Genomic DNA, 8,302 nt, shown 5'->3' with positions numbered 1-8,302 from the left:
CATCCTTCTTTCAATATCCAGAGGAACTGAGAAGATTGGTTTATACAACTAATCCCATTGAATCATTTAATAGACAACTGAGGAAGGTAACGAAGAATAAGGGAGTCTTTCCTACGGATACTTCTCTCTTAAAGATGGCTTATCTAGCAATAATAAATATAACAAAGAAATGGACAGTAAGAACCCTTGAATGGTCAAAGATCCTTTCTCAACTTGTGATAAAGTATGAAAGATTAGCTAAGTACATAAGCTGATTCTTAAACCCATTACAAAAAAGGGGTTTACACAAAAAAAGAGACAGAACCGAGAAACAGGAGAGAGTTCTCGTCTTCTCGTAAGCGCAGCGAACGTCTCGACAGTGCTCTTTCTCGATCGAATGGTCTTAGCGGTGAACGGGTTCATGATCTTAAGCGTACAGCGGCTCTTCCAGCGACCAGCGGGTTCTTCGCTTTGAAGCGCACAGCGGCTCTTTCGGAGAACGGTGAACCGACAACTGTCAACGATTACTTCTGCTTGCAACTGACAACATGAAACTTGGAACTGATTCTTTCCGGAGAACGGAGAACCGTTCACCGGCGAACCAGTTCCTTCGCTCTTTCCGACCCCCTAGCCGCAACCCCCAACCCCGGTCCTATCCGTCACCCCTTCATTCCGGATTGCATGAAGCTTGATATAAATGCCTTCTGGAAAATAGCGAAAAAGACAATTAGTGGCAGTATAACAAGCAAGGTCGCTGCCATCAACAAAGTCCATGCAGCCGCACTTTCTGAGGCCTCCGCAAGCATCGCAAGGCCGACTGTCAATGTGCGAGCTTTGACGCTGTCTGTAACTATCAAGGGCCAGAAAAATTCGTTCCAGTGATAAGTCACGCTTATGAGCGTGAAGGCAAGATAGGTCGGTTTAAGCAGCGGGATGGCTATTGAGATCATGAACCTGAAGGTTCCGCAGCCGTCAATAGTCGCCGCCTCTTCCAGTTCTCTCGGGATTGCTGCGAAGCCCTGTCTCAGCAAGAAGACGCCGATTGCAGAGGCCACATACGGAAGCGCAATGGCAGTCTTCGTATCTAGTAGGCCCATATTGCTGATCGTCAAGTAGTTCGGAACTATGAGCGTCTGTGGAGCGATCATGAGCTGCACAAGCAGAATCATGAAGAGAATCTTCTTGAATCTGAATTCCATTCTGGCGAACGCGTAAGCGGCGAGAGTTACTGTTACAAGTTGCACTGCGAGAAGTCCGAAGGCATAGAGAATCGTGTTGAAATAATACCTCCCGAAGGGGATTATGTTGAAGACCTCTTTGAAGTTGTCTAGAGTCCATTTTTCGGGAAGCCACTTTGGAATCATCGAAAAGACTTCAGTAGGTTCTTTGAAGGCCGTAACGACTATCCAATAGAGCGGGAAAGCGAGAATCACGGCAAAGACTATCATTAACGCGATCGAGACCCACTTAGTCGTTCTTCCTCTTTTTGTCATAGTCTCTCACCCGATTCATAGAAGACTCTCCTTTCCATGAAGAAGAAGGCGAGCATTGTGAATATCAACAAGAGCACAAGGAGTATCACGGTCAGTGCCGAGGCATATCCGAAGTCCCAGTACTTGAAGGCCACCTGATAGATGTAGTAGACAAACATGTTCGTAGTGTTTGCCGGACCGCCTCTCGTCATGAGATAGATCTGATCGACCGCCTGGAAGGAGTTTATTACCGCGATTATGAATGCGAAGAATGTTGTCGGTGATAGCAAGGGCCAGGTTATCTTCCAGAATTTGCGCCAGGCAGAGGCACCGTCTATCGTAGCGACCTCATAGATTTCTGTCGGTAACTGCTGCAGCCCGCCGAGGAATATGACCATATAATATCCCGCGTTCTTCCAGATGGCAACAATGATCAAAGCCCACATAGCGAACCTGCTGTCGCTTACCCATTCAATACTGGGTATGCCGATCTTCCCGAGAATGTAGTTTAGGAAACCGTATCCAGGAAGGAATATGTAAAGCCAGATCATCGATGCGGCGGCCATCGGTATGACGTTGGGGTAGAAGTAAGCCGTCTTAAAGAAAGAGCTTCCGATAATTTTCTGATTCACCAGAAGTGCAAGAGCCAACGCCAGAGCCATGGTTATGGGGACTGTCACAAATGCATAGAAGAGATTGTTCCCAGCTACCTGCCAGAACAGGGGAGTCGAGAAGGCTCTCTTAAAATTGTCGAGGCCCGTGAATACCGGCTCCGGCGTTGCCATATTCATTCTCATGAAACTCAGAAAGAGAGACCTGAATGCCGGGTAGTATGTAAACATGCCAAGGAAAAAGAATGTCGGCGCTATGAAAATCCACGGCAGAATTTTCTTTTTCGTTTTCGTCTTCAATCTACACACCTCCCGGCACTGGACAGGTTGATTACTTCTTATAAGGAGCAAGAATCATTTCGACTTCTTCCTGCAACTGTTTAAGCCCTGCGGAGATCGACACTCTCTCATCGAGGATATTCTGAAGAGTTGTCAAGAAAACCTCCCTAATCTGCGAGTTACTGTGGAAGGCCATCTCCCTTCTAGCAACATCAAGTTGATCTCTTGCCACCAGAATGTACGGGAATCCCTCCGCGAACTCCTTAAGAGCCTCAGTTTCGAAGGCGTCTTTGCGAACCGGTATGTATCCCGTCCCGATGCTCCACCTCGCCGAGTTCTCCGGTTTGCTGAGCCACTTGACGAAGGTCCATGCGGCTTCCTTGTTCTCTTCGGGAATTCCTTTGAAGATGTAGAGGTTTCCACCTCCCGTTGGAACTGCTTTCTTGGCTTCTCCAGGAAGCGGGGCCACTCCAAAATCAAATGTGGCCGAGCTCTTTACGAAACTGAGACTACCGGTAGAGTTGTACATCATCGATGCGGCGCCGGCAACGAAGTCCTGGGATGCGGCTCCATAGCTTCGGTGCCTTGGCATTACTCTCTCGACATTAGTCATGTAGGTCCACTGTTCGACAGCCTTTGCTACCTCGGGCGTGTCGAAGTACGACTCCGTTCCCGTTTCATTGGCGTACTTCCCGCCGGCCTGAAGAATCCATGCCTGAATTGTCCATGTATCGTCTGTAATGTCTTCGAAGCCCCAGCGAGTAACGTTGCCGCGCGAATCCTTGACGGTGAGTTTTTTGGCTGCCTCAAGCAATTCCGCCCAGGTTTTCGGGGGATTTTCGGGATCTAGCCCCACTTCTCTAAAGTGGTCCTTGTTGTAGTAGAAGATCGGGGTGCTTCTCTGGAACGGTATGCTCCATGTAACGCCGTCGATCATCGAATTCTCGAGGAACCCGGCATAGAAAGGTTCTGTGAAGTTCGCGTCTTCTCCCACCATGAACTGGTCCATGTCTTCGATAAGATTCATATCAAGAAGCGAGAAGATGTCGATGGCGAGAAGAAGAGCAACATCTGGCGGATTCTTTCCCTGAGCGGCTGTTACAGCCTTCTGCATTGTCTGGTCGTAATTTCCGCTGTAAATCGGCTCGACGAAGATGTCTGGATGCTCGCTGTTGAAGTCTGCAACGACTTCATCCATTAGAACGGCAAGCGCTCCGGCTACCTGAACGGGAAAGAAGAATCTGAGGTTTGTTACCGAAAATGCTGTTCCTGCAATAAGCACAAGTGAAACTAAGATCACTAAGAAAGTCTTGAAACCGAGTTTCATCTCTTACCCCTCCTTTTTGCGGTTTGTTCTGAAGCGACCCATGAGGATTGACGGTCTAAACATATGGTTTTCTACGATTACCTCTTCTCCGCTGAAATCGATCAAAGTAAACGATCCCGGGATACTCCTCAGCTGATTCCATGTGTCGGTGAATGAAGGCACCGAGACGTAAAGAACTCCCTTTTCGAGCGCAATGCTTGGCCAGTGAACGTGGCCATTTATTGCGGCGATTACGTTTCCGCCTCTTTCAAACATCCGAAGCAACTCCCGCTTGTTCTCGACGTAGGCGAGATTCTCAATGCTCTCAAAATGGACATTCTTTTTGAGAGGCTGTTCATCGAGAGCCTGGTGAGTGAAAACGACTTTCTTTTCCGAAGAAACCACAATCTCCTTTTCAAGCCATCGGAGTGCTTCGTCTGAAACCATCCCTCCAACACCCTGAACAATCGGGTCCTGCGTATTTAAAAGCAGTAAACGTAATCCTTTCACCACTACGGATCGGTTGCCAAGCTTGCTGCCTATTGCTCTTTCATGTTCCTCTTGAGTTAGATTGTCCAGATCGTGGTTCCCGGGAATGTAGTACACCGGGCATCTAGACTTGGCCAGTATGCCCGATATCTCTCGTAGTGTTCTGGTATCGCTTTCCCCGTCTACGGGGTTCAGTCTGTCTCCTAGATCGACAATCGCGTCCGGTTGGATGTTTTCGTTAACGAAATCGATCCATTCGCTCAGGAGACCTTTGACAAGGCTTCCTCTGAGTGACGACCTGTCGGGTCCGGCGTGCAGATCCCCTATAACAACGAGCCTTGTGGCTTTCACGAAATCACTTCCCTCTCGCCCTTGAAGATTCTCTGACAATCAGCCTGGTTCCGAGTTGAAAAGAGATCTTGTTCTTCCTCTCGCCGCTTATATACTGGAGTAGTAGGTTCGCGGCCCTTCTCCCTATTTCGTATGTGTTTTGATCGAGAGTGGTCAGAGATGGAGTAAACTGGGCGGAAAGGAAGATGTTGTCGAATCCGGTGACCGATATCTCTTCGGGAACTCCGATAGAAAGAGCCTTGCATGACACAATAGCGCCGAAGGCAATCAGATCGTTTGCACAGACAACTGCGTCATAACCACTTCCGTGGTCTGATAGCTCAGAGAATGCCCTTTCATAACCGGACTCGTATGTGAATTGCCCTCTCGTTACCTTAACCTCCACACCGGAATATTCTTGTGCGACGGCCCTGGCAGCCTCCTCTCTATCTATAGAACTCGAAACGTCTTCAGGACCGCCAAGATAAAGAAAACTCCTGTGGCCTTCGCCGTAGAGATAATCAAAAACGTGCTTCATGGCGCTGAAGTTGTCTATGGAAACGGATGGAAGAGTCTTGGACCAGCGTCTTCCCAACAGCACAATCGGGCAACCAGATTCCTCTATCAAGGTTTCAACTGCCCTGTTGTAACCGGATCCAATGAAGAGGATACCGTCGACATGCTTTGAGAGAAGAGTGTTTATTGCTTCCCTCTCGAATTCCAGCTTTCCATCTGAATTAGCGATTATGAGATTGTAGCTGTTTTTGCGAAGCTCTTCCTCCGCACCTTTCATCATCAATGGGAAGTGTGGATTGGATAGGTCGGGAAGGACCATCCCCACGGTGAAAGTCTTCTTCATTCTGAAGCCCCTCGCCAGAACGTTAGGACTGTAGCCCATCTCCTTGACCGCTTTGAGAACGTTTTCTCTATTCTCTTCACTGACTGTGGAAACGTTATTCAAGACTCTTGAAACGGTGGCAGTCGAAACGCCTGCCTTCCGCGCTACATCTTTAATTCTAACGGTCATCTCCACTTCTCCTTCTCTAAGTAATCGATTACTTCACAATAACACGTTGCCCATAGTTTCTCAAAAAACGCTCACGAGCGAATATGACCGATTATTTCGACTGACGAGTAAATAGAGCAAATATCTCTCCAAATGAAAAAGGAGGATGACTTGATAATCCCAAGAAGTCGATCCATTCTCTTGAATGATTAGTAGAGAAGCCATTCGCTAGCTACCGAAAATCGTAACTCTCACATTCGATTAGTACTGATTATCGGTGCCTAGGTTTGCTGAGGGAATGACAGCTTCAATTTACTCGGAATTGTTTCTGCTTACGCCTTCTCACACATTTCTGTTTATTCGGAACGTATGGTATTCTATTGGTGAAGCTATTGCTTCATCTTGCTGCTGTTGGCCAGACAATATGAAGCAATTACTGCATATGGAGATGAGCGAATGGATTTCCTTTTTAGTTCGAACATACTGACCGATTACTCTCTGAGAACGGCTATTGAGACTTTTGCTGAAGAAGGGGTAACCGGAATCGAGATCTGGGTAGAGCACTTGTGGAAGGAAGAATCCTCCCTTTGTCAGCTAAGGCAGCTCCTTGATTCACTAAAACTCAATAGGACTCTTCATGCTCCGACAAGAGATATCAACATCACTTCTTCAAATCCTGGAATCCGCGGAGAATCGGTTAGCCAGACTTTCGAGGCACTTGAGATTGCCAGAGAGCTTGGAGCGGAAGTGGTTACCATCCATCCCGGCCATATGTCTTCTTCAAAGGACACACCCAGAGACTACTTCGGTGAACATGTTAAGATCTTCCGAAGTATCGGTACTCGGGCGAGATCTCTAGAATTGAAGGTAGCGATAGAAGTAATGGAGAAGAAACCGCTTGAGCTAATAACAACTCCGGATCAAATGAATGCACTTCTTGAGAAGGTTGATATGGACTGTGTGGGGACGACTTTCGACATAGCTCATGCGGCGTCATGCTTCAAAAACAGTGTTGATGAAGGCAAGCTTAACCATAGAATCGTTGAGTACATGAAGAATCTGAAGAAGATCTTCAATGTTCACATTAGCAATGCGAGCAGGGAGAAGGTACATCTTCCTCTGCTAAGAGGAGAATACGACTTTCTCCCTGTTCTGAAGGAGCTTGCCAGCTTCTATGAAGGTTCGGTTACCATAGAAGGATTCGCCCCTGGTGATGGAATGAGGGTTATGCGGGAGAACAAAACCGTCACTGCAAAATGGAAGGAGCGCCTCGCTGATGCCAAATAGCGGTCTGAAAGACCTAAGGGAGACAATTAAAAAGCACTACGAAAAAGGCGCCACAGACTACTGGATAAAACCGTTGGTTAAATGCCGAGAGGGGCAGCCCGTGGGAAGAATTTCGGATGGTGATACGGTTATCTTCTGCTGTAGGAGAGGAGAGCGGGAAGTCCAGCTTATGGAGACTTTCGTCGAAAAGGGATTTTCTTCATTTCCTGTGAAGAGGTTTCCCAATCTGCGTTTTCTTCCGCTGGTCGAGTATCACGAAAAGTTTGCCGATATCGAACCGGTCATTACCCCGGTCAGACCTTCTGTAACACTCGCTGGAATACTAAGTTCGAAGAATGTGAAACAGCTTGCTGTTACTGAGACCGAGAAACAGTCACATGTAACGTTCTTCTTCAATGGACGTAGAAGCAGGCTTTACGGTGGTCAAATCGCAGAGATTATTCCGAGCTGGAGGGATTTCGGTAGCCATCCGGAGATGAAGAGCGCCGAGATCGGGAACTCAGTAGTGAAGGCAATGGACAGGTATGACTTCATGATTATCAACTTCCCCGCAGGGGATGTAATCGGCCATCTCGAAGATATGAGACTCAAGATCAGCGCGGCCGAAGAAGTTGACAAGGCTCTGGGGAAGATATTCCGGCAGGCAATGGATCTTGGAAGAACACTGATCATAACTGCCGATCACGGCCTAATGGAAAGGGGGAAAAACGAAGACGGTTCCCCCTCCGTGTCGCATACGACTGCAAAGGTTCCTTTTGTATTAGTGAATCGCAAACTTGAGAATCAGAAGATGGAGCTTGGAGAAGGCACTCTGGCGGATGTCGCTCCTACGGTTCTATCTCTAATGGGTATTGAAAGACCGGAAGAGATGACAGGGTCTTCTCTGATCAAAGTTGTACCTTCCTCAAACGGAGTTGTACTGGTAATTCTTGACGGTTGGGGAGAGGGAGCCGATGATCCTTCGATCAATCCGTTGAAAGCCGCAGATACTCCAAATCTCGATTATTTGAAGAGTAATTTTCCTTTCACAAGACTGATCGCCAGTGGAGAAAAGGTCGGTCTTCCAATAGGAAGAAGCGGCAATTCAGAGACCGGGCACCTCACGATAGGTGCCGGTAGAGTTATTGAACAGGACGAGCTCAGGTTAATGAAAGCAATGGAAGTTGGGCTTGTGGACAATCCCCAAATCAAAGCTGCCATCGAAGGAAAGGCGCTGGACGGCAAAGTTCACGTTATAGGCGTGCTTTCCGAGTCTAGCTCTCACGGGAATATTCACGAGCTGATCGCGGTCTGTGAAGCCGCCAGACTAAATGGAGCCGGGAGAATCTTCGTTCATCTGATCCTTGATGGAAGGAGCGCACCTCCAAGAGGAGCTGTAGATCTTCTGGACAAGTATGAATCCAAGTTAGCCGGCTGCGAGGTGGTGGGAGCTGTTGGGAGGGGCTTTGCGCTCGATAGAAGCCGAGATTACATTGAAAAAACAAAGTTGGTATATGATTCTCTCGTGAACGGAACAGGCGAGTGTTACTTCGGCCTGTAGTTG

At 47.8% G+C, this 8,302-nt stretch carries 8 protein-coding genes; 3 read left to right on the top strand and 5 right to left on the bottom strand.

The window, feature by feature from the left end; genetic code table 11:
- Nucleotides 1-254, top strand: a 254-nt coding sequence (locus Q502_RS12600; protein ID WP_147277865.1) for a transposase, incomplete at its 5' end; no start/stop codon positions are given.
- 384 nt (nucleotides 255-638) lie between these two features.
- On the opposite strand, the gene Q502_RS12595 is transcribed toward Q502_RS12600, so the two are convergent.
- From Q502_RS12595 to Q502_RS12575, 5 genes are read right to left on the bottom strand one after another with little or no spacing between them, the layout of a single operon-like run.
- Nucleotides 639-1,472, bottom strand: coding sequence for a carbohydrate ABC transporter permease (locus Q502_RS12595; RefSeq protein ID WP_207759752.1), 834 nt, complete (start codon nucleotides 1,470-1,472; stop codon nucleotides 639-641).
- The gene (locus Q502_RS12590; RefSeq protein WP_099830127.1) at nucleotides 1,469-2,362 is read right to left on the bottom strand and encodes a carbohydrate ABC transporter permease; all 894 of its coding nucleotides are present in this window, start codon (nucleotides 2,360-2,362) and stop codon (nucleotides 1,469-1,471) included. The genes Q502_RS12595 and Q502_RS12590 overlap by 4 nt, the downstream gene beginning before the upstream one ends.
- A 31-nt stretch (nucleotides 2,363-2,393) precedes the next feature.
- Entirely contained in the window at nucleotides 2,394-3,668 is a 1,275-nt protein-coding gene (locus tag Q502_RS12585) for an ABC transporter substrate-binding protein (protein WP_102818857.1), read from the bottom strand.
- 3 nt (nucleotides 3,669-3,671) lie between these two features.
- Nucleotides 3,672-4,487, bottom strand: coding sequence for a metallophosphoesterase (locus tag Q502_RS12580; protein WP_180977915.1), 816 nt, complete (start codon nucleotides 4,485-4,487; stop codon nucleotides 3,672-3,674).
- 4 nt (nucleotides 4,488-4,491) lie between these two features.
- On the bottom strand, nucleotides 4,492-5,493 hold the full coding sequence (locus tag Q502_RS12575; protein ID WP_102818859.1) for a LacI family DNA-binding transcriptional regulator: 1,002 nt from the start codon (nucleotides 5,491-5,493) through the stop codon (nucleotides 4,492-4,494).
- A gap of 435 nt (nucleotides 5,494-5,928) precedes the next feature.
- Here Q502_RS12575 and Q502_RS12570 point away from each other — a divergent pair, with 435 nt between their 5' ends.
- Together Q502_RS12570 and Q502_RS12565 are read left to right on the top strand one after the other, a co-directional pair.
- Nucleotides 5,929-6,759, top strand: a complete 831-nt coding sequence (locus Q502_RS12570; RefSeq protein WP_102818860.1) for a sugar phosphate isomerase/epimerase — start codon at nucleotides 5,929-5,931, stop codon at nucleotides 6,757-6,759.
- Entirely contained in the window at nucleotides 6,749-8,299 is a 1,551-nt protein-coding gene (locus Q502_RS12565; protein WP_102818861.1) for a sulfatase-like hydrolase/transferase, read from the top strand. The genes Q502_RS12570 and Q502_RS12565 overlap by 11 nt, the downstream gene beginning before the upstream one ends.
- Nucleotides 8,300-8,302: the final 3 nt, after the last annotated feature.

Source organism: Mesotoga sp. Brook.08.YT.4.2.5.2., from assembly GCF_003351125.1.
Classification (GTDB): Bacteria; Thermotogota; Thermotogae; order Petrotogales; family Kosmotogaceae; genus Mesotoga.
The sequence above is the reverse complement of the archived record's forward strand: the minus strand, read 5'-3'. Positions and strand labels throughout refer to the sequence as shown.